Here is a 20,359-nt window from a genome sequence, read left to right as displayed (position 1 = left end):
CCCCTTAATCAACCGGCTTCTTCGAAAGCAATTGGACCAACATGGATTCATCAATCACTAAGCTAAGGCAAATCACGCCGTCGCGAGCCCTAATATCATCAACTCTAAAGTATAAACCGTTAACCTCTCTTGAAGTTTGTTGATCAATTGCTTCACTAGATTTCTCTTTTGTCACTGAATAAACGACATTAGAAACTCCATATTTTTTAGCAAGCTTTCTAGCAATAGCATAATTGTATGCAACAGGGAAGGCTCCAACAATCAGATAAGTTAAGAGTAAAGCTACATCCTCAAACATTCTAACCACCGTAAAATAATGTATAATTTTTAAGTATTGGACATTTTGAATTTACCTATGTAAAATAACCTAGAAGAATACAAGAAGAATACAGTGAGAAATGGAATTTAAACTCTAAAACAAATAAACTAATCAACATTCAATTTATTAATTTAAAAAACCTTCTAACTATTAATCCAGGATTACTAGCCCTAGTAATAGAAGAACCAACAATTAATATTTCAACATTAGAATCAATCATCATCTCTGCATTAGACAAATTAATTCCACCAGCAACAGCAATTGGAAGCTCAACTGAAGCCTTAACTCTTGAAAGAACCTCAAGAAATTCATCTATCACAGTTATACCAATTCTCCTTTGGACGTCAATGCCTGTATGAAGACATATAAAATGGACACCCATTTTTTCCACATCTAAAGCTCGCTTAACAGGATCAGGAACATTAATTAAATCTACCATAATCATCACACCATGCTCTTTTGCTGAGTCCACAGCCTCAAGTAAAGTGCTATTGTGCGCAACACCAAGAACAGTAACTATATCAGCGCCAGCATCAGCAGCCAGAGAAACCTCAATACCACCAGCATCCATACACTTCATATCCGCAATTAAAATTGCTTCAGGAAATCTCTTCCTAAAAGATCTAATCGCATTAACACCCTCACTTTTAATTAAAGGAGTCCCTATTTCAAGCCAAGTTACCCCACTTCTCCATACAACAGATGCAATGTAAAGAGCCTTATTTAAATCTATAAAATCCAATGCAACTTGAAGAATAGGGTATTTAAACTTCAAATCCCTAACCTCAAATGATTAATACACTAAAAGTATATATTAGGATATTCAATTCAACATGAGTGGTGAATATGAAGAAACATGAAGCCACAATTATAATAATATTAACAATAATTTTTTCAAACATAATTATTGTACCATCATTCTCGCAGACTACTAACAAGTACATAATTGGAATAGAAACTACAATTAAAAATGAAGGAAATATAACCTATCCTCTGACAGATACAAACAAGTTGATATTAATCCCAGAAACTGAATATCAAAAATTAATATCATTTAAATACTATGTAAACAACACAGAAATCAAATGGAAGATACTAGGACTAAATGATGAAGGAAACATAGAGGTAGAATTATACAACATTCCAGATAAATTACCTCCAAATCAAACAATAAACATTAAAATAATACTAGAAGTAGAGCTAAGTAAAAGAACACCACCACAAAATCTTTCCCTAGAAAATGCAGGATCACTAACTGACATTCCAAACGAAATAATCGAAAAATATTGTAGAATGGAGGGATTATGGTCAAAAAGCAATAATGTAAGCAACCTAGCAAATAAACTTGCCGGAGAGGAGAGTAATACACTCCAAGTATTATATAAATTCATAAAATGGATTGAAAACAATATTAGATATCCTCAATTAGAATCGCCCAAAATACCATCATACCCAGACGAAACACTAAAAATAAAAGAAGGAGACTGCGATGACCAAGCAAACCTACTTGTAGCAATGCTTAGAAGTGTAGGCATACCAGCATACACACAACTAGCTTTCCTATTAATAAAAGATTTGGGAAGAAGAACAAGAGAGAATCTACTTGGAGGGCATTTAACAATTGAAACAATAAATGTCGCTGGACATGGATGGGCGATGGTATACATTCCACCATGGGGATGGCTACCAGTAGATATGACCTACTTCAAAAATGCAAAAATAGAATTCGGAAGAATAGTAAGTATAAATGTTGAAGACCACATTATAGGTGCAGCAGTATTTCAATACCATTCACTTGTAACTGAAAATGTAATTAAAACAGATTATATTGAGGACTTAGTCAAATGGATTAAAGAATTAGATATCTACAATTTAAAGTGGAAAGAGAAATATTGGATGGAAATAAAAGTTGAAGAGCCAAAAAGAGAAAGTAATGGAATAATAGTAATGTCGGTTGCAGGACTAACAATACTATCAATAACAGCATTCATATTATACATATACGCCAGGAAGAAAAGAAAAGTAGAAGAAAAAGAAATATTTCCTTTCACAACAATTAAAAGAGAAGCCACCATAATATAGTGAGGGTAGTAAATGGAGTTATTAGAGGCTATAAAAAACAGGAGAAGTATAAGAAGATTTACAAGTGAAAGAATTCCAGATGAAGATTTAAAGACAATTCTAAATGCAGCCATAAGAGCACCCTCAGCAGGAAACCTTCAACCATGGGAATTCATCATAGTAAAAAATGAAGAAACGAAGAAAAAGCTAGCAAGAGCAGCACTAGGCCAAACATGGATGACTAAAGCCCATGTAATAATAGCAGTATGTGCAAACATACCTAGAACAGCCAGATATTATGGAGAAAGAGGAAGAACACTATATTGCATACAAGATACAGCAGCTGCAATACAAAACATGCTATTAACAGTCCATGCACTGGGATATGGCGCATGCTGGGTAGGCGCATTTTCAGAAAGTGAAGTAAAAGAAATACTTGAAATCCCAGAACATGTAAGACCAGTAGCGTTAATCCCTATTGGAGTACCAAATGAAAATCCACCTCCAAGACCAAGAATTCCACTAGAAAAAGTAGTACATTACGAAAAATATTAAATTACAAATGTATTCGCAGCGTATTCGTTCAAGTCTATTTACAAAGGTAAAATGATAATAGCCATACAATAAAACATCCAATGATATACGGGGAAAACAGTGAAGGAAAATGGAAACAAGTACATCCAGCAAATATACAGTAAAATTGCAAAGCACATAGTAAATGATACGAGGAACTGGAGAAAAATAGCAGTCTTCACCTATAAGAAAAACTATAAAAAATTCAAAATAATACCAGAAATGCTAGCAATATCAATAGCAAGAGAGCTATGGGTAAACCATGACATTAGATCAATACTCATGATCAATACAAACAACATAAAATTAAGCAAACTAATAGAAATCACAAAAAACCTAGAGATAAAATCAAATATATTTAGGTTTGGAATACATGACGAAGAATACGGATTCCTACCAAAAGTAAAAATTAAAATAAAAGACATCACCCAAAAAACAAATCTATTCACCAAGATAATCAAAGGAATGGCTCCTGAAAAAAGCGAAAAAATAGACAGAAACACCTTCAAAAAAGTTACAAGCATCAATGAACTCAGCATAAAACTAATAAAAAACCTTAAACCACCCAGCATGAACGAGACAATAGGTAGAAAAATACTTGAAAAAGCAAAAAACGATAAAATGGCAACAATAATGGAAGTTGTCGGAATAGTGGGAGGAGCAGTAGTACAACCATTCATGACCGCCCCAAAAGGGATAAGAATGGTAAAAGAATTAATAGAAATAATAAAAACAAGGAAAAAGGAATTCTATAAAGAGTGGGAAAAGGCCATTAAAAAATCCTTTCAACCACAAACAATTAGGCATTTATTTAGTCAAGAAGAAAAAAGCCAAATACTGAATAGTATAAAACAAAATGGCTATGCAATTATTCTCAATTCAACAATAAACACCATATACGAACCATTTTCCTACTACTTATTATATAATGCTATAGAAGAAGTAGTAAGTGAAGTAGGAGAAGTAGGAGGAATACTAACGAACTCAGAAGACTTAGCGCAACTACCAATAATAGGAGAAAGCATAAGAAGTGGATTAGAAAACGAAAGAAGCGTAAAAATGACGTACATATTTGAAAATGAGAAAATAAACAACGTAGATTCACTTAAAAACTATGTTAACGATAGAGTAGTACTATTTGAAATGAAGACATCAACACTAATAAAACTATTCTTCGAAGATAAAGCAACCCTAACCGGAGAATTAATCTACTGCTTAGCCAAAGCCAGTAGATATGAAAAGTATGGAGAAATACCATTAATAATGAGAGACTATGGATTAAAGGGAAGATGGACAGTAAAAACAATACCAATTGAATCAGGATTAAAAGCATGGCTAAAAAGAACCCTCAGAAAGTTCATCGATAAGATAAATGGACAATACGTCTAATAAGTCAGCCACACTATTCAAAACTACATCAGCCCCATATTTTAAAAGTTGATCCCTTGTCATTAAACCAGTCAAAACACCAATAACCATTTTAGCATTAACAAGCCTACCAGACTTTATATCAGGCCAATAATCACCAACAACAACACATTCATTAATAGGAACGCCAAGACAGTCCGCAGCCCTCTTGAGAACCTCAACCTTTGAAAAGAGCTCTCCATCATCAAAATCCTTACAAGTAACAACACAATCAACGTAGTCAGCCATTCCATGACGCCTCAATTCTCTCCATACACATTCCTCATCAACAGCTCTTCCAGTAACAATAGCAATCTTTACACCTAACTCCTTCAATTTACTTAAAATCTCAATGGCACCAGGAAATGGAGATTCATCCTCCAATATAATGTCACTATAACGATAAAGAAAAGTTCTCCAAAAAACCCTAACAGAAACACCTTTAGGAATAAATAAGTCCAAAGTATCTTCCCTATAATGTTTAATAAAGGTATTCCAATCCAACGACTTCCCACCAAAATCTTGTAATACAAGATTGAAAATCCTATAAAAACGACTAAGAGTATCAATTAAAGTTTGATCAAGATCAAATATAACTGCCTTCAACATATCAGTCCTCAAAGCAAAATTATTAAAACATACATATAATCATTAGTGGGGAAAATGAATATAAAGATAAAACAGAGAATTGGTGCAATAATAGTATTTTGGCATAAAAAACCACAAAAAATAACAAGGAAAAAAATATTAGCCATACTTAAAAGGCATCAATCGAGAAACTTAAAATTCCTAGATGCAGTAAAAACAAGCATTATAATATACTCATCAACAAACCTTAGAAAAGAGGAAATTGAAAAAAGAGTTGAGAAAATACTCTCCATAGAACTAAAAACAAAAGTGAAAATAAAAGCAGTATCCTTCACAACACTAAATGAAATTATAGATAAAATCACGAAGATACTAGCAGAAAAAAAGGAAGATAACAATTAATGTAAATACAATTTCACATATATTGATATAGTAGAAGTGAGAACATGGAAAGAAACATAGAAGAGCTAGCTAAACTAAAAAAGACACTATCAAGAAAACTTGAAAAATTAGAAAAACAAATAGAAATCCTAAGAGAATGTATACAATTAATAGACAAAAAATTAATCGAAAGGACATTTACAACTGCAGAAAGACTAGTGAAAACAATAGAAGAAAAGGAAGAGTTGGGAGAAGAAATAGCAACAATAACCTTCAGGAAAGAGGTATTAGCAAAAATATATAAACATAAAGAAACCATACGGATAATACCATCAAAGAAGATTAAATTCAAAATATCAACGCCACCATTCACAGTATTCTTTATCAACAAAGTTTTGAAAGAGATGAAAAGAAAAGATGAAAGATTAATTGAAAATGGAGAATTAATGCCAGACGAAGCAATACAATATGAAGTGAAGACAGAAAACAACATCATAAAAGAAATAGTGATAAGAAATGTAAAAGAAGAAAGAGTAAACAGCATAAAGGGAGCTGCAAGATGGACCTTCACAAGAATGTATGAGAAATATTTAAGGTGAAAAAATGAGAGAAAACCTCCTAAAACTAGCCGAAAAAAGCAAAATGCTGAGAAATGCACTAGAAATGCCAGAAAATTTAGAGAAGGCACTTAAAAAAACAACGATAATAGGAGAGTTAAAATCAAGAGAAATTGACAACATAACCTTCATTGGAATGGGTGGATCAGGAATAGTAGGAGATATAATTCTAGACTGGCTTGAAGAAAAAATAAACATACCCATAAAAATTTGGAAAAACTATGGACTACCAGCCTACATAAATTCAAAGTCACTAATAATAGCAACAAGCTACTCAGGAAATACAGAAGAAGTACTATCGGCAGTAATCGAAGCAATAAGAAAAAAGGGCAACATAATAGCTATAACAAGTAATGGTGTACTAGAAAAAATACATGAGAAGAAAAAGTTTCCACTAATCAAAATACCCAAAAATTTCCAACCAAGAGAAGCACTCCCCTACCTATTCATAGCAGCATTAAATGCATTAAATCAAGTATATGAAATTCCAACCCATAAATCAGATATAAAAAACACAATTAAATTACTAAAAGAAATAAGGAAACAAATAATAGAACAAAAAGATACCACAATATTTAAAATATCCAATAAAATCATGGAGAAAAACACAAACATATACACCTACAAGCCATTTAGAGCAGCAGCCCTAAGATTTAAACAACAATTAAACGAAAACAGTAAACAATGGGCTAAAGTCGAAATAATCCCAGAAGCATGCCATAATGAAATTGTCGGATGGAGCGGAAACAAAAGCTCATATAAGAACATGAAAGTCATAATGATAAGAGATAAACATGAAAGCGAAGTTATAAAAACCAGAATTGAAGCACTCAAGGAAGAAATATTAAAAAAACAAGTAGAAATACTAGAAATTAAAACTAAAGGAACAAGAACAATAAGCAAGATATTTTCCATAATATATATGGGAGACTTAATCTCAATATTAATCGCATTATTAAAGGGAATAGATCCAAAAAGAATCGAGCCAATTGCAAAATTGAAAACAAAATTAAAATCAATTGGATATATAGATAAAGTCTTAAAGGAATATTTATGCTCATAAATATTAATCTTTATAAATATTTTTCAGTTATATATGAATGGTGGAAAAATGCCGAAACCCATAGTTAAAGTATGTGTAAATGGTTATGGAGTAATTGGGAAAAGAGTAGCTGATGCAGTAATGCTACAAAATGATATGAAGCTAATAGGAGTATCAGACATTGCAACAGACTGGAGAATAAAAATAGCAGCAAGGAAAGGATACAACATATACTGCTCAATACCAGGAAAAATGAAAGATATGGAAAAAGCAGGAATAGAAGTTGAAGGCACACTAGAAGACTTACTAAAGAAAGTTGATGTGGTGGTAGACTGTACACCCAAGAAGATTGGAGCAAAAAATAAACCTATATATAAAAAATTCAATGTAAAAGCAGTATTTCAAGGAGGAGAAAAACATGAAGTTGCAGGCACAAGCTTCGTAGCCCAATGCAACTATGAAGAAGCACTAGGAAAGCAATTTGTTAGAGTTGTAAGCTGTAACACAACAGCTCTATGCAGAGTATTAGGAGCAATAAAACGGGAAATAGGAATAGAGAAAGTGAGAGCATTCATAGTGAGAAGAGCAGTAGATGTATGGGAAAGTGGAAGAACAGGAATAATGAATACAGTTATTCCAACTATGGGTGTAAGTCATCACGCACCAGATGTAAAAACAGTCCTACCAGACCTAGATATAGTTAGTGTCGCTGTAAAGGCTTCACACAACCTATTCCACCTACACTTCTGCCTAATAAAAACTAAAAGAAGTATAGATATAAACAGCATTATAGAAGCATTAGAAAAAGCACCAAGAATAGTATTCGTCAACTCAAAGGATGGAATAGATGGACTACACGCAGTATTTGAATTAGGTAGAGACCTAGGAAGAATGAGAGGAGATATTTATGAAATACCAATATGGAAAGACAGTATAATAGTAATGGAAGATGAAGTATACCTGGCATGGAGCACACCAAATGAAAGCAATGTAATACCAGAAAACATAGATGCAATAAGAGCAATAACTGAAATAGAAAAAGACGCTCAAAAAAGCATTGAGAAAACAGATAAGGCACTAGGAGTACTTAAACGATTATATTAAACTTAAACCCACAATTTTTTAAATTCTAGCAACATTTAAGATTTCGTATGCTCTAAAGAAGAATAGTGAAAAGCCTTGGACTATGAAATACTAGTTGACACATATGAAAGAATAGAAGCAACGACAAAAAGACTTGAAATGACAGATTTACTCGTAAATCTATTCATTAAAACTCCCAGAGAAATAATCGACAAAGTCGTATATTTAACTCAAGGAAAGCTATATCCAGATTACGTTGGAATTGAATTAGGCATTGCTGAGAAAATGGCCATGAGAGCCATCTCATTAGCAAGCGGACTATCGCTAAATGAAATTGAAGAAGAATTAAAGAAAACAGGAGACATAGGCCTAGCTGCGGAAAATGCACTTAAAAAGAAGAAAATTTCAACATTAATGGACTTCTTTGGAAGATCTACAAAACTCGAAAAATTAACAGTTGAAAAAGTCTATGAGACACTAGATAAAATAGCCAGAACGTCAGGAGAAGGCTCACAAGACACAAAAATAAAACTACTAACAAAGCTATTAAGAAGATCATCACCTAAAGAAGCAAGATACTTGGTAAGAATTATAACAGGAAAACTTAGATTAGGAATAGCGGACATGACCATTCTAGATGCATTATCAATAGCATTCTGTAGATCTAAGGAATTCAGACCTATAATTGAAAGAGCATATAATCTTTCATCAGATCTAGGAGCAGTAGCAAAAACACTAGCATATGAAGGAATAGAAGGAATAAAGAAATTCAAGATAACTATTGGAAGACCAGTAAGACCAATGCTAGCTGAAAGACTATCCTCACCAAGCGAAATATTGGAGAAACTTGGAGGGAAATGCGCCGCAGAATATAAGTATGATGGAGAAAGACTTCAAGCCCACAAAAGCGGAGATAAAGTTCAACTATTCTCAAGAAGACTTGAAAATATTACACACCACTATCCAGATGCATGCGAATTAATTAGAAATAACATTAAGGCGGAAGAAGCCATAGTAGAATGCGAATGCGTAGCAATAAATCCTGAGACAGGTGAAATGCAACCATTCCAAGAGTTAATGCATAGGAGAAGAAAATATGGCATAAAAGAAGCAATGAAACTATATCCAGTAAGCCTCTTCATGTTTGATGCACTCTACGTAGATGGAGAAGACTTAACATTAAAACCATACCCATATAGAAGAAAAATCCTAAGCAAAATAGTAGATGAAAATGAAAGAATAAAAATAGCCAAAATGAAGATAATAGGCAACATTGAAGATCTAGAGAAATTTTTCCTAGAAGCAGTTGAAGAAGGATGTGAAGGATTAATGTGCAAATCAATAGGACCAGACTCCATATACCAAGCAGGGTCAAGAGGATGGCTCTGGATAAAATATAAGCGAGACTATAAATCAGAAATGACAGATACCGTTGACCTAGTCGTAGTAGGAGGATTTTGGGGTAAAGGAAGAAGAGCAGGAACATATGGAGCACTACTAATGGCAGCCTACGATCCAGAAACAGACACCTTCAAAACAGTATGCAAAGTCGGTAGTGGATTTACAGATGAAGACTTAGCAAAACTACCAAAAATGCTTGAACCCTATAAAATAACTCACATACATCCAAGAGTTGATAGTAAAATGGAAGCAGATGTATGGTTTATACCAGCAGTAGTATTGGAAATTATAGGAGCAGAAATAACATTAAGTCCCATGCATACATGCGCATTAAACGCAATAAGAGAAGGGGCAGGACTAGCCATTAGATTTCCAAGATTCACTGGAAACTACAGGTTCGACAAAAAAGCTGAAGATGCAACAACAGTAAAAGAGATAATAGAAATGTACAAGTCACAAATGAAAAGAATTTCAATGGAATGACAACAATGTCCAGGAAAAAAGGCAACCAATGGTGGAAAAAATACCTAAACTATCTCGACAATAGTCCCCAGTCCATCAAAAATCTAGTTGAAAAATTAACACCCAAATATCCAATAACATTTATAGAAAAAATAAGAATTAAAAAAGACTATGAACTATGGCCCTTTCAAGAAGAAATTCTAAATAAAATGTTGAAACATGAAAGATCACTAATACTCGGCTTACCAACAGGTCTAGGAAAAACATTTCTGGCAGGAGCATACCTAGAAAAAATATCTAGAGATGGATTACGAGTATTATTTCTAGTCCCATCAGTACCCCTAGGGGTACAACAGACACTATTTGCAAGAAGAAAATTAGGAGTGAAAAATGCATACTTCATCTCAGGAGCAATTCCACCTGAAAAAAGAAGAAAATTGAAAGTATGGAATGCAGGATTCATAGTCACAACACCCCAAACATTCGCCAACGACCACCTATACGCCTTTGAAATGATGCTGAAGGAAGCAAGAATAATGTCTAATCCACTGCCATACCTATCAGAAATTCTAGAAGTAGCAGACTTCCAATTCCCCTTCGACATATTAATTGCAGATGAATGTCAAAGATACATTGGAGAAACAGATGGATATTCAATACTATTAGTTGCAGCTGCATGTAAAGTAAAAATATTAGCCCTCAGCGCAACCCCTCAACTACATGCACCCCACAGACTAGAAGAATTAAGAAAAATATTCAATAAAATAGAAGTTTTTTCAATAGACAATCCATCAATAAAAAAATACATGCCAAGTAGAATATTATACATCACAAAAATACAAACACCCAATGAATTACTATTAGTATACAGAGCCATGGACATCATAATAAGTGAAAAAGAAAAAGAAATTAAAAGCAAATATGGATCAAACCACTTAAAACTAAACTGTACAAATCATCCTGAATGTCGAAAACTAGTAGCATTAAAACTATTAAAATTCAGAATGATTGAAAATGGAGCAAGTAGCGTGTTAAAATATGCTACATGGAGAATAAAGGAGCTAAATAAACCTATAGCAGAATTGAATGGAAAAAGCATAATTAAACTATACAGAGAAGCATTAAAATCATGCTTCAATCACAAGTTAAACGTTACAATAAAAATTCTTGAAAACGAAATATATGATAAGGCAATAATATTCGCAGAAGGAGTAGAAGTAGTTAAACAAATCGGTAGAAAGTTACAAAGCATTTATGGAATGGAAAAAGTAGCAATACTAGTAGGTAAAGGACATATGAAGCTAGAACAACAAGCATCAGCCCTAATGCAATTCAAAGAAAAAGCGAAAATACTAGTTGCCACACAAGTAGGTGAAGAAGGACTAGATATACCGGCTGCTGAAATTGAAATCTGGATAGATCCCCCAAGCAATCCAAGAAAATGGATTCAAAGGTTTGGAAGAATATTACGTCAACCCTCAGGGAAGAAGATAGCAAGAATCTATGCCTTAATATCAACTCAGACCCATGAGAAAAACAAGCTCCTAAGCGTGATGAAGAAAACTGAGAAAACCTATGGATTCACACAAAAAGTAGTATATAAAACAATAACACAAATCGAAAAGGGACAAAAAACATTAACAAGCTTTATGAAAAACTAGTCAATCAAAACAACCCTTGAACCTATAGCTTGACCTGGTAGAGGAGATCTAAACCTAGCTAATACAACACCCTTCCTTCCATGAAGCCTCACAATTTTACCAATAAACCTTAAACCTCTCCTACTTCTCCAAACAACACGTCTACCAATTAAGCGTGAAGCCTCACTCTTAGATGAAAAACCATCAAACCTTAAATATACATATCTGGGATAAAGTCTCTTCAATCCACGCTTATAACCTAAAATAACTCCATTAATCCCAACAACCACCATGACAGTAAACCCCCAATAACTCAGGGGTTCACAGCAAAATAATTCTTGAAAAGTACAATATCAATATTTCTCTATAAACCACTACAAGTAAACCCTAGTACCAATAGGGTCAACCTCAAAAACCATAATCCCCTCACATGGGAAAAAATCAAGTAGAAAATCTGCAAACTTCATAATTTCATTCTTCATACACAATGCATACACAAGTTTGCCATTGAGACTTAAGCCACAAACAATTGGATTGAGCTCCATCAAACCATTAATAATTGAAGATACATTCTTAAAACGAGAAGCAAATCTATTCACAAACAATTTAGTCTTCTCAACAACTGAATTGAAATCTCTCACCAATGAAACATTAAATAGAAAATCCTTCAAATTAAATTCATCCCAAAAATGTGGATAGAACAACATTTCAATAGAAGATGCACTTCCAACAACAACCCTAACATCCCTAGGATAATCTATTTTTAAAAATCCTGCTGGAAAATCAGTGTTTAAATCCCCTACCAAAACCAACCCACCAATGGATTGCAGAGGTGAAGTACCAAAACCAATCTTATACTTAAATTCAATATCCTGAGCTATATTAATAATGGACTTAACTGGAATGCTTAATTTAAGAGCTGAATGAAGAGCTACTAAAGAAGAAATAAGTGCAGCTGAAGGTAAAGACAAATCAAAATTTAGAGGAACCTCAAAGTTAAAGTCAAAAACACCTTGAATACCATTTAAACCAGTTAAAGCTAATAGTCTCCTAACAGCCTCCTCAATCCACGGTAAATTTAACTCTCTTCTCCCGAAAAGAAAATTAAACTTAACACACGAAGAAGGCTCCCCAACAACTTTACATGAAACACCTCTAAATAGATTTAGACCAGCTCCTATAAATCTGGGTTTACCATGTACATATTGAATGTCGAAGAAAAGAGGTAGAAAAGCTGGAGTAAATGCCTTGCCAATAAAACTCAATTTCAACTCCTCCAAGCCAGATTAAAGGCTAATTGAGCTATACGCTTAGCACCATCCATCTCCAATGCCATTTTCTGAAGCAATTTAACTCGACGTCTAACACCCATATCAGTTAACAAATATCTAATTGCACCATGAAGAGAAGAAAATGAAAAATCATCATAAGCCAAAATCTTAGCAACTCCAAGAGCTTGAGCAGCTAAAGCATTACTATAACGCTCAGTATGACCTCTAGCTGGAAAAAGTATCATCGGCAAACCATAACATATGGCCTCAATTATACTCGTATGACCAGCATGATTCATATTCAAATCACACGCCTTTAGATACCAATAATAATTTCTAATCCAATTATAAACTTTAAGATTACCTTTATCATAGAGAAGCATTCTTCCCTTAGGATTAGATAGAGTAATAACTGAAAAGTACTTGCTACTAAACTTTTTAAAGAATTTAATCAGAAATTTTGCTAACAATATCTTCTCAAGGGGGAGGCCACTAATCACAATAAAGATAAATGGAAGATGAGAAGGAATTTTTAACTTTGACTTCAAATATTTCCTAGAAGGAAGAGATCTTGGATCAACATCAATAATTGGCCCTGTAAACTCAATTTTATCATCAAACTTGAAACCTAAAACATTCCTCTTACATATAGCATATTTTGAAGGTAGATCTGGAACCATTATTCTACCCGAAAAATTCCACATATAACTGAAAACTTGGGAGATTATTCTCTCAGAAAGAGTTTTAATCAGCTTGATAGATGGAGACATAGGTCTTGTTCTAGGAATTATTAGTGCCAGCTGATTTATAACCAAAATAGACGGCTTACCGAGCAATTTAGCGGCAATAATTGTAGATAAGCGTGAATCAGAAATAACAACATCAGCTTTAAAGTTATCAATAAACTTTATTTCCAAGGCTATTTGATCAAAAAATCTCTTTACAAACCTGACACCTCTACTCATTGTTTGCTTGAAATCAAAGGTTCCGTCTGGTTTTTGATAATAAGTAATTTCAGGAACTGAACAAACATGAAAACCTCTTCCACCAATTAGAGAAACAGCAGTACCATAAGTTGAGAATAGAATTAATGGTTTCACCTCATATATTCTGGATAAATCAATTATTTTACCTGCAATTCTAAGAGAACGATTAGCATGGCCAAGACCTATACCGCACGGTGCAATATAAAATCTAATTTTATCCATTGAAATCTACCCAGCTGTACTGTGCCAATGCAATTCCTTCTTAATAATTCTACCCTTCGGATCAAGCTCCTCAAAAATTTCAGCTTGAAACTTATATATCCTAGTCTCTTCATCCAACCATGCATCAGGCATGAGGCCAGCCTTCATACAGCAATGACTTAGAAACTCCTCTGGAGACCAATTCCACTCTACAGCCACTTGAGGTAGAAGTAAACCCTTAAAGAAACCCCTTTCAACAATTAATCCATCAATTCCAATTTTAATCTTTGAGGGGTATTCTTTAGTATTTTTAACTTCAATTAATTGGGGAACAGTTAATACACTCACCTCAAATACAACTGAATTTAACTCCTTAATTCTAAGTGGAGGAAAACGGGGATCTGAAGTTGCTGCACTAATAGCAGCTTCAATTGTAGCCTCAACAAGTGGCATGACAGGTAAAGGAAAGCCAATACATCCCCTTAAGCGCTTAACTCTCCTTCCCCCACTTTCAAGCAACTTATTAATTGTAACAAAAACCCCCATTTTCTTCCATAATTTACTAGGAGTATTTTCAGGTGGCTTAATTTGAATACCTCTGGTTAAATATTCTTCAACTGCTCTACGAGACAATTTAACAAGAAATTCCCCTTCCTTCAAAGTTATAGTGGACATATCCATCACCTAATAACTTATACCCCTAATAGCAAAAAGCTTCTTTGGATATTTAGCTTCAACTACAATGCTAACTATATCTGCATAATTAATAAGTTCTGGCGGTGCATTTCTACCTGTTAGGACGACATGCGTCTCCTCTGGAATTTTAGATAAGAAACTTAAGATTTTATCTATTGATATTAAACCAATTGAGACAGCTAAATTTACTTCATCTAAAACCAGGAGAAAAGGCCTTTTTTCCAGCATTACTCTTTCTGCAAAATCCAATCCCTTCAAAGCTAATTCCCTATCCTCATCACTGGGATTATGCAGGTCAACCCAATCTTTCCTTCCAAATTGATAGATTTCATATTCTGGAGAAAGCCTCTCCTTCACCAAGTATTCTCCAATATTCTTTCTCCCCTTCATAAACTGTATTATAATGACCTTAAAGCCATGACCAATACACCTCAACGCTAATCCAAGTGCACTTGTAGTTTTACCAACGCCAGTTCCAGTATATAGAATTATCAGCCCCATAAAATCACCTAAACTCTACAAACACCCTTCGGACATGAGCCAGTATCTTCAGAATCAAGTTCAATAACACCTTCACTCAGTTTTCTTTCCTTTGGTTTACCTACATAGAGTACCTGCTCACCCTTACTTCCATATCGATAGACAGTAATACCTTTACACTTCAGCTTATATGCTAGTAGGAATGCTCTACGAACATCTTCTGGGCTTGCTTCATACCTCAAGTTAATAGTCTTTGAAACAGCATTATCAGTAAATTCTTGAAATGCAGCCTGCATTCTAACGTGCCAATCAACATCTATATCTAATGCGGTGACAAATATCCTCTTGACCTCGTCAGGAATACCGTCAATATACTTTATAGAACCAACTCTAGCTATCTCACGCATTAACTCATCACTATAGAGGCCCTTCTCTCTCATATATTCCTCAAAAACTGAGTTTATCTCAAATAAGCTAACTCCACCCAAAACTCTTCGGAAGAAAGCTAGAGCAAATATAGGTTCAATTCCACTAGAACAACCTGCAATTATACTTATAGTCCCAGTCGGAGCTATAGTTGTAGTGGTGGCATTCCTAATTCCATAACGCTTAATTCTACTCCTCAAATCATTCCACTTCAAATTATACTGTTTAACTTCATCATCCGCCTCAAATGGAAAGCGTGGAGAATCATAATCATAAATTGAACCCTTAAAAGCTGGAAAACTTCCACGCCTCCTAGCCAAATTAATTGACTCAACCTTACTGTAATAGTTTATGTACTCCATTATTCTTCTGGCTAGACTTAAAGCCTCCTCAGAGTCATATGGTATTTGAAGCTTAAACAATAGTTCAGCCCAACCCATTACACCTAAACCAATCTTCCTCGTCAGCAAAGTCTTCTCTTCAACTTGAGGCAACGGATAGCAATTAGCATCAATAACATTGTCTAGGAAGTGAACTGCAATTCTAACAACCTCCCTTAACTTCTTCCAATCGACTTCATAGCTTCCATCCCTTCTACGCTTAACCATCAATGATAGATTAACCGACCCAAGATTACAGGATTCATAAGGCAATAAAGGTTGTTCACCACAATTATGAACTATAAATCCATTTGCAATAAATGAATGAGTTAGAGGCTCAGTTACATCGTAAACTGGCTCTTCACCTACATATTCAATTTTCTCTACCTTAACCTTAAACTTATCGTGATAATAAGTGGTGGATGAATGCTTCATGTAAGATGTAGATGTCATCATCTTGTCGCTAGGGCCAATTTCTTGAATAAACTTGTTTTCATAGCCCCTCGAAATTATAAGTTCATAATAATCATGCTTAACATGACGCTTATGAATTTCAGATTTAATTCCAAAATTAAGTAATAGTAGCTGTACATCTTTTAGCAATCTTAGCGAAGAAGATGTCAATCGTATTGATAATTCTCTCTCAACCTCTCCTTGAACTAAGCCATCTGTAGCAAACAAGCCTCTGAGAAAACCTTTCACTGCACATTTAGGAGCAGTAAAAATACTGTATGGAACATGCTTCTGTTCCTCCCCACACTCATCAACACCTAGCTTCTTGAAAAATTCAATGAAAGCTTTAGCATGATATGATAAGCAGTACACCTTATTTCCACATTTTACAGGCTTAACATAACCATACCACTTAGAAATTATCTCTTGAACTTTCATTAGCAGGTCTAGTTTTTCAGCTGAAAATTTAAATCCAACACTATCCCTTCTAAGCCAGCCATCACCTATAAGTAAGCCCATTATAAAGCCAAGTTCCTCAGACCACTCCTTTGGCAAGTTTAACTTCTCCATTTCAGTTAGATTGTTTAACTCGTCAATTTCATCCTTTATTGGAAGCTCGATTGAATTAGAAAAGCAACCACCACTCTGAATTAATAAAACATCACCTTCCTTTAATTCACCTAACCTCTTCCATCCATTAGGCGTTAAGAACATATGGTCAATAGTAGCTTTAATCTCATAACCCTCTTTAGTTACAAGTCTATAGACAGGTTTCACTCCAGTGAAAATATACTTGAGAGGTTTAGACCTTAAAATCCCCTTACCTCCAATAGCTCTTAAATCCACAATCAATGAAGTTGAAAGTGATCGTGGATTATTTTTAGTTAAACTTTCAATAGAAATTAATCCCTTTTCAGTAGTCACCAAAGTATCACCAGTAATACATGGATTAGTGCTTTCAATTTCTCCTAAATGTGGTGTGGGGTTATGCTTATTTATACGGTCAATGAAAATGATGCCTGGATCACCTGTCTTCCAAGCATTGTAAACCATCATGTCGAATAGGTATCTTGCATTAATTGAGCCTTGAGGTTTACCGGTTCTAGGATTTATAAATTGTATCTCACGCTCTTCCTCCACTGCCCTCATAAATTCATCAGTAACTGCAACTGAAATATTAAAGTTAGTTAGCATACCCTCCTTAGTCTTAGCATATATAAAGTCCATAATATCAGGGTGATCAACCCTCAAAATACCCATGTTCGCGCCTCGACGCTTATTGTGTACTAATAAGCCATTAGCTATAAAGCATCCGGAAATTGTTTCTATGTCCATTGTATATTTTCTGTCTTCTCTTATTTCGACTACTTTTGTGAAGTAATATTTGGGGTTGCATAGTTTGGCTATCCACTCATCACTTTTAAGGAATGGAAATTTTTCAAGCAACTTCATTAAACGTTTACGAGTTAGATTTCTCTTCGACCTATTATTTTCAGTTATGTAATGATAAATTGCTTTATAAAAGGCTTCATTAGATCCTCTTCTAGACCTATTCTTTCCACAACTTCTTCCCACAAACTTATAATGAGATTTAAGTATCTTCTCGACATTTAGGATAATATCTTCATATTCAAACTTCTTTTCATGAAAACGCTCTATTAGCTTTTTATTTTTCTTCTCACTTAAAAATCCAATATGTTCAATGAATTTCTTGATGCTTCTTTCTGGAACTATGGTTAGATAGTATTTGGGAGAAGTTTCGAGTCTATTATCTCCACTTTCATATCTCCCTATGGATGAAACTACCCCTAAACTTAATAGTAATTGTTGGACTTCCTTAACCAATCTCTCAGAGGAAACTTGAAGTCTAGGATATCCATCTTCATGAATATCACCGGCACCTTCAAATAATCCTCTTAGAAAACCATAGGCAACTTCCTTGGATGAAGTAAATATTTCTCTTGGTATGAAGGCTTCAAGAGAACTCCTTTTAATCCAATTCATAGATCCAAAAAATCGCTGGAGATCTCTAGAGTAGAAGACTAAGTCTACATATCCATTTTTCTTTCTCTTATATCCAACCTTCAAATTGAAAACTTTAAGCATTAAATTCTCGATTATTCTTTCCAGTTCTTCATCTTCTCTTGAGACAGTGAATATTATTCTTCCATTAGTACTTGTACGGCCATCAGCCATGTACAAGCCTAAAATTTCCGCCAGCTTAGGAGTCATTGTCCTTGGAATTGTTATCCTATTAGCATTAAAGTGCTGCTTCCCAATTCTTGGGAGAAGCGCATTCGGTAGATCTGGATGCCCACCTAACAAAACAACTAGCCAATCCCCAATCTTTATGTCCTTAGCCTCCCTCCATACTATTTTACCCTCCTCAGATATCACTGCAACCCTGTGATTATATGTAACATCAAGTTCTAAACCTAGATCAGTCTTAATCTTCAAAACATCAGCCATGCCATTATCCGCAGCCAAAAAGGCATGAACAAACTGATCACCATCAAAAACCAAATAGTTAGTTGGATTCTCCGAATGGGAGGGACAATCAAGAAGCTCAGCCAATGGTAATATACCCCTATTCGTCAAAACAAGAGTGTCAACAGCAATACAACCACCCTGCTTTATAACGTCGGTTGCAACATCAAATATGCGCATAAAGCTAACTGGTCCAGAAGCAACTCCACTGGTGGTTCTAACAACATCGCCCTTGGGTCTAAGCTTTGAAAAAGAAAAACCTGTGTTGTGTACTATCATAAATCCATTTTGACCTGCCAGATATGTTTTTGTTCCATCAACTGTGAGGTCATACATAACCATTTTTTCAGATCCATTCAATCTTTTAACGGACTTTATTGGGACTGAATGGAGCATCGCATATAATAGACTTCTTACCTTTTCAGCGTCATCCCGGTATCCTCGCTGTTCTAATACTTCAGCTAATTTAGTCATGAATTTTTCAAATTTAATTGCACTTATTCCATGTCCCCATATCCACCTGTGAAGCCATATTCTTGAGTCGTTAAGAATTAATGGTTTTTTATGTAGAGAAGAGATATCCACTCCCAGTTTCTCTAGAAAACCTCTCACAACCTCAAAACTTAGCCGTATACTTGTTTTGTATGAAGATTTTCCAATCGCCTTAATTAATTGCATAGCCTTACTTTTTATACGCATTTTAGAAGCAATCTCTCGGGCGAAAAACTGAAATTCAGGTGAGCCCTCTATGTAAACAATATAAAGACTACTTTCTTCTCTAGATCTCTTAGGCCTTCGCACTCTAAATCTAGTTTTCAATCCTAAAGCAGTTAGAAGTAATGCTAATTGTCTCACAATGCTACTTGAAGTATATTCAATAGCAATTCTAGCTTTACCCTTTGAAATTTCACCTCTAGCATCAATGAAACCAGAAATAAATGATAAAACTACACTTAAAGGCGACTTGAATATTTGTTTAGGAATCCTCCAATTTCCATTGTTATCTCTTAGATTTTTTAAAACAAAATTCACGACCTCACTATTACATGTCTGGAAAATCCACATATCATATTTCTTCTCCTTATAAATGCAACCAACTTTATTGTTGAAGATTTTGCTCAGAACTTCTTTAAGATACTTGAGGGGGGCTCTGTCACTATCAAAGACTCTTAACCTATTTTCTTCAATACAACCATCACCAAGTATATAGCCAATAGCCCACCCCAAATCCTCAGATAATCTATAACCATCAATACTTTGATATTTATTGAAGATCCAGTTAAGCGGCTTAGACGGAAGTAATAGTAAATCACACTCTCTAAGTTCATCCGCCCTTTTCTCTAAGATCTCGCCTTTTTCATTTACTACAATAAATGGATGCCACTCACTTACAATGATTTCTAAA

At 34.4% G+C, this 20,359-nt stretch carries 18 protein-coding genes; 9 read left to right on the top strand and 9 right to left on the bottom strand.

Annotation, left to right across the window (positions count from 1 at the left end; genetic code table 11):
- Nucleotides 1-4: 4 nt before the first annotated feature.
- Nucleotides 5-298, bottom strand: coding sequence for a hypothetical protein (locus tag ACW8TM_RS11360; RefSeq protein WP_491533416.1), 294 nt, complete (start codon nt 296-298; stop codon nt 5-7).
- 139 nt (nt 299-437) lie between these two features.
- On the bottom strand, nt 438-1,094 hold the full coding sequence (gene hxlA, locus ACW8TM_RS11355; RefSeq protein ID WP_491533415.1) for a 3-hexulose-6-phosphate synthase: 657 nt from the start codon (nt 1,092-1,094) through the stop codon (nt 438-440).
- Between the two features lie 71 nt (nt 1,095-1,165).
- Between hxlA and ACW8TM_RS11350 the strand changes: the two genes are divergently transcribed.
- The 3 genes from ACW8TM_RS11350 (at nt 1,166) to ACW8TM_RS11340 (ending at nt 4,342) form a co-directional block, all read left to right on the top strand.
- A complete protein-coding gene (locus ACW8TM_RS11350; RefSeq protein WP_491533414.1) occupies nt 1,166-2,401 on the top strand; it encodes a transglutaminase-like domain-containing protein in 1,236 nt (411 codons plus the stop codon).
- 12 nt (nt 2,402-2,413) lie between these two features.
- Complete coding sequence (locus ACW8TM_RS11345) at nt 2,414-2,935, top strand: nitroreductase family protein (RefSeq protein WP_491533413.1); 522 nt, start codon at nt 2,414-2,416, stop codon at nt 2,933-2,935.
- 99 nt (nt 2,936-3,034) lie between these two features.
- Complete coding sequence (locus tag ACW8TM_RS11340; RefSeq protein ID WP_491533412.1) at nt 3,035-4,342, top strand: hypothetical protein; 1,308 nt, start codon at nt 3,035-3,037, stop codon at nt 4,340-4,342.
- On the opposite strand, the gene ACW8TM_RS11335 is transcribed toward ACW8TM_RS11340, so the two are convergent.
- Nucleotides 4,289-4,969, bottom strand: a complete 681-nt coding sequence (locus ACW8TM_RS11335) for an HAD family hydrolase (RefSeq protein WP_491533411.1) — start codon at nt 4,967-4,969, stop codon at nt 4,289-4,291. The two genes, ACW8TM_RS11340 and ACW8TM_RS11335, sit on opposite strands and share 54 nt — an antisense overlap.
- A gap of 54 nt (nt 4,970-5,023) precedes the next feature.
- On the opposite strand from ACW8TM_RS11335, the gene ACW8TM_RS11330 reads away from it, so the two are divergent.
- From ACW8TM_RS11330 to ACW8TM_RS11305, 6 genes are all read left to right on the top strand, one after another.
- Nucleotides 5,024-5,350 carry a hypothetical protein gene (locus ACW8TM_RS11330; protein WP_491533410.1) on the top strand — a complete coding sequence of 109 codons (327 nt, stop codon included), beginning with the start codon at nt 5,024-5,026 and terminating at the stop codon, nt 5,348-5,350.
- Nucleotides 5,351-5,394: 44 nt separating this feature from the next.
- On the top strand, nt 5,395-5,928 hold the full coding sequence (locus ACW8TM_RS11325; protein ID WP_491533409.1) for a hypothetical protein: 534 nt from the start codon (nt 5,395-5,397) through the stop codon (nt 5,926-5,928).
- A 4-nt stretch (nt 5,929-5,932) separates the two neighbouring features.
- A complete protein-coding gene (locus ACW8TM_RS11320) occupies nt 5,933-7,009 on the top strand; it encodes a bifunctional phosphoglucose/phosphomannose isomerase (RefSeq protein WP_491533407.1) in 1,077 nt (358 codons plus the stop codon).
- A gap of 48 nt (nt 7,010-7,057) precedes the next feature.
- Complete coding sequence (locus tag ACW8TM_RS11315; RefSeq protein WP_491533406.1) at nt 7,058-8,092, top strand: type II glyceraldehyde-3-phosphate dehydrogenase; 1,035 nt, start codon at nt 7,058-7,060, stop codon at nt 8,090-8,092.
- A 75-nt stretch (nt 8,093-8,167) separates the two neighbouring features.
- Nucleotides 8,168-9,955, top strand: coding sequence for an ATP-dependent DNA ligase (locus ACW8TM_RS11310; protein ID WP_491533405.1), 1,788 nt, complete (start codon nt 8,168-8,170; stop codon nt 9,953-9,955).
- A 5-nt stretch (nt 9,956-9,960) separates the two neighbouring features.
- Nucleotides 9,961-11,595 carry a helicase-related protein gene (locus ACW8TM_RS11305; protein WP_491533404.1) on the top strand — a complete coding sequence of 545 codons (1,635 nt, stop codon included), beginning with the start codon at nt 9,961-9,963 and terminating at the stop codon, nt 11,593-11,595.
- Here the strand turns inward: ACW8TM_RS11305 and ACW8TM_RS11300 are convergent.
- The 6 genes from ACW8TM_RS11300 to ACW8TM_RS11275 form a co-directional block, all read right to left on the bottom strand.
- A complete protein-coding gene (locus tag ACW8TM_RS11300; RefSeq protein WP_491533403.1) occupies nt 11,592-11,867 on the bottom strand; it encodes a 50S ribosomal protein L35ae in 276 nt (91 codons plus the stop codon). The two genes, ACW8TM_RS11305 and ACW8TM_RS11300, sit on opposite strands and share 4 nt — an antisense overlap.
- 81 nt (nt 11,868-11,948) lie before the next feature.
- Nucleotides 11,949-12,839 carry a hypothetical protein gene (locus ACW8TM_RS11295; protein WP_491533402.1) on the bottom strand — a complete coding sequence of 297 codons (891 nt, stop codon included), beginning with the start codon at nt 12,837-12,839 and terminating at the stop codon, nt 11,949-11,951.
- Between the two features lie 2 nt (nt 12,840-12,841).
- Nucleotides 12,842-14,053, bottom strand: a complete 1,212-nt coding sequence (locus ACW8TM_RS11290) for a glycosyltransferase (protein ID WP_491533401.1) — start codon at nt 14,051-14,053, stop codon at nt 12,842-12,844.
- Between the two features lie 6 nt (nt 14,054-14,059).
- A complete protein-coding gene (locus ACW8TM_RS11285; RefSeq protein ID WP_491533400.1) occupies nt 14,060-14,707 on the bottom strand; it encodes a TIGR00296 family protein in 648 nt (215 codons plus the stop codon).
- 9 nt (nt 14,708-14,716) lie between these two features.
- Nucleotides 14,717-15,229 (bottom strand): cob(I)yrinic acid a,c-diamide adenosyltransferase, encoded by a 513-nt coding sequence (locus ACW8TM_RS11280; protein WP_491533399.1) that lies wholly within the window; start codon nt 15,227-15,229, stop codon nt 14,717-14,719.
- 8 nt (nt 15,230-15,237) lie between these two features.
- On the bottom strand, nt 15,238-20,359 hold a 5,122-nt coding region (locus ACW8TM_RS11275), incomplete at its 5' end, for an adenosylcobalamin-dependent ribonucleoside-diphosphate reductase (RefSeq protein WP_491533398.1).

This window comes from Candidatus Culexmicrobium sp. (assembly GCF_058356305.1).
This window is presented reverse-complemented; position numbering and strand designations above follow the sequence as displayed.

Coding starts and splice junctions, on each gene's coding strand:
- ACW8TM_RS11335 (WP_491533411.1), bottom strand. CDS start 4,969: ATGTTGAAGGCAGTTATATTTGATCTTGATCAAACTTTAATTGATACT.
- ACW8TM_RS11330 (WP_491533410.1), top strand. CDS start 5,024: ATGAATATAAAGATAAAACAGAGAATTGGTGCAATAATAGTATTTTGG.
- ACW8TM_RS11325 (WP_491533409.1), top strand. CDS start 5,395: ATGGAAAGAAACATAGAAGAGCTAGCTAAACTAAAAAAGACACTATCA.
- ACW8TM_RS11315 (WP_491533406.1), top strand. CDS start 7,058: ATGCCGAAACCCATAGTTAAAGTATGTGTAAATGGTTATGGAGTAATT.
- ACW8TM_RS11350 (WP_491533414.1), top strand. CDS start 1,166: ATGAAGAAACATGAAGCCACAATTATAATAATATTAACAATAATTTTT.
- ACW8TM_RS11300 (WP_491533403.1), bottom strand. CDS start 11,867: ATGGTGGTTGTTGGGATTAATGGAGTTATTTTAGGTTATAAGCGTGGA.
- ACW8TM_RS11320 (WP_491533407.1), top strand. CDS start 5,933: ATGAGAGAAAACCTCCTAAAACTAGCCGAAAAAAGCAAAATGCTGAGA.
- ACW8TM_RS11280 (WP_491533399.1), bottom strand. CDS start 15,229: ATGGGGCTGATAATTCTATATACTGGAACTGGCGTTGGTAAAACTACA.
- ACW8TM_RS11290 (WP_491533401.1), bottom strand. CDS start 14,053: ATGGATAAAATTAGATTTTATATTGCACCGTGCGGTATAGGTCTTGGC.
- ACW8TM_RS11285 (WP_491533400.1), bottom strand. CDS start 14,707: ATGTCCACTATAACTTTGAAGGAAGGGGAATTTCTTGTTAAATTGTCT.
- ACW8TM_RS11305 (WP_491533404.1), top strand. CDS start 9,961: ATGTCCAGGAAAAAAGGCAACCAATGGTGGAAAAAATACCTAAACTAT.
- ACW8TM_RS11345 (WP_491533413.1), top strand. CDS start 2,414: ATGGAGTTATTAGAGGCTATAAAAAACAGGAGAAGTATAAGAAGATTT.
- ACW8TM_RS11360 (WP_491533416.1), bottom strand. CDS start 298: ATGTTTGAGGATGTAGCTTTACTCTTAACTTATCTGATTGTTGGAGCC.